Origin of the sequence: Mycobacterium sp. E2462 (assembly GCF_001672685.1) — a bacterium.
Classification (GTDB): Bacteria; Actinomycetota; Actinomycetes; order Mycobacteriales; family Mycobacteriaceae; genus Mycobacterium.
The window spans coordinates 1-1,730 of sequence record NZ_LZKC01000118.1 but is presented as its reverse complement, the minus strand read 5'-3'; the positions used below and the strand labels follow the sequence as shown (position 1 = coordinate 1,730).

Sequence of the window (1,730 nt, the reverse complement as noted above, 5' to 3'; positions counted from 1 at the left end):
GCACCTCGCCGCGGCCCGCCGCCCGCCGCGCCGTTGCCCGGCCCGCCGCCGGGTCCGGCCCCGCTGGATGCGGGACTTGGTCAATCGCCGGCGCCCGCGGAGGCGCCCGGCCCGGGAGCGGGTGGATAGATGCTGACACGCTTCGTTCGGATTCAGCTGGCGATCTTTTCGATCGTCGGTTTCCTCGGCATCGTCGCGATGGTGCTCTTCTACATCCAGGCGCCGACGCTGCTCGGCATCGGCCGCATGACGGTGACGCTGGAGCTGCCGGCCACCGGCGGGCTGTACCGGTTCTCCAACGTGACCTACCGAGGGGTCGAGATCGGCAAGGTCACCTCGGTGGGATTGACACCGACCGGCGCCAAAGCGACGCTCTCGCTGAGCAATTCACCCAAGGTGCCCGCGGACCTGACGGCCGAGGTGCTCAGCGTCTCCGCGGTGGGCGAGCAGTACGTGGACTTGCGGCCGAAGACGGACTCGCCCCCCTATCTGCACGACGGCTCGGTGATCGCCGTGCGGGACACCACGATTCCGCAACCCGTCGGGCCGATGCTCGACCAGGTCAACGCGTTGGTGCAAAGCATCCCGAAGGCCAAACTCGGCCAGCTGCTCGACGAATCCTTCCAGGGCTTCAACGGTTCCGGTTACGACCTGGGCTCGCTGATCGATTCCACCAAGACGCTGTCTCGCGACGCCAACGGCGTCGTCGACCGCACCCGGGCGCTCACCGAGGACACCGGCCCGCTGCTCGACACCCAGGCGCGCACCACCGATTCGATCCGGAAGTGGGCGCGCAGCTTCTCGGGCATCTCGGACACGCTGGTGGACAACGACTCCCATTTCCGCACCATCCTGGAAAAGGGCCCCGACGCCGCGAACGAGGCCTCGCGCCTCCTCGACCAGATCAAGCCGACCTTGCCGGTGCTGCTGGCCAACCTGACCACCATCGGGCAGATCGGCATCACCTACCACCCCTCGATCGAGCAGCTGCTGGTGTTGCTGCCGTCGGCGGTCGCGATCGAGCAGGCGGCGACGGGGGAAAACCACCCCGATGGCCGGGCTTACGGCGATTTCGCGGCGACGGTCGACGACCCGCCCATCTGCACGGTCGGCTTCATGCCGCCCAACACGTGGCGGTCCCCGGACGACCTCAGCGACATCGACACCCCGGACGGGTTGTACTGCAAGCTTCCCCAGGATTCGCCGATCGCGGTCCGCGGTGCCCGCAACTATCCGTGCATGGGGCACCCCGGTAAGCGCGCCCCCACCGTCGAAATCTGCAACAGCGACAAGCCGTTCATGCCGCTGGCGATGCGCCAACACACCCTGGGTCCCTACCCGCTGGACCCGAACCTGCTCGCCCAGGGCGTTCCGCCCGACGATCGAATCACGGCCAACGACAGGATCTTTGCGCCCATCGAGGGAACACCGTTGCCGCCGGGGGCGGTGCCCCGCGGCACACCGGCGGGGCCGCGCGGCGAGAATCCGCCACCGGGGACGATCGGAGCCGCCGTTCCGCCGGTGCCGTCGTCGGGGCCCCGCCTGGCGCCCATGTCGCCGATGTCGGCCGACCTGCCGCCCATCGCACCCCTGGACCTGCCCGCGCCGGGGGAGCTGTCCGCGCCGCCCGCCGCCGCGCCGGCGCCCGGCCCAGCCGACGCCGACCTGCATCCCGACCGGGCCGCCGTGTTGGTCTTCGTCGATCAGACGACGGCAAGCATGCAGAAGAA

The 1,730-nt window shown here is 69.7% G+C and carries 1 protein-coding gene; it reads left to right on the top strand.

Features of this window, described 5'->3' with window-relative positions; genetic code table 11:
- Positions 1-129 precede the first annotated feature (129 nt).
- Positions 130-1,730: MCE family protein (locus A5714_RS05605; RefSeq protein WP_231975799.1), on the top strand; the 1,601-nt coding region annotated here is incomplete at its 3' end.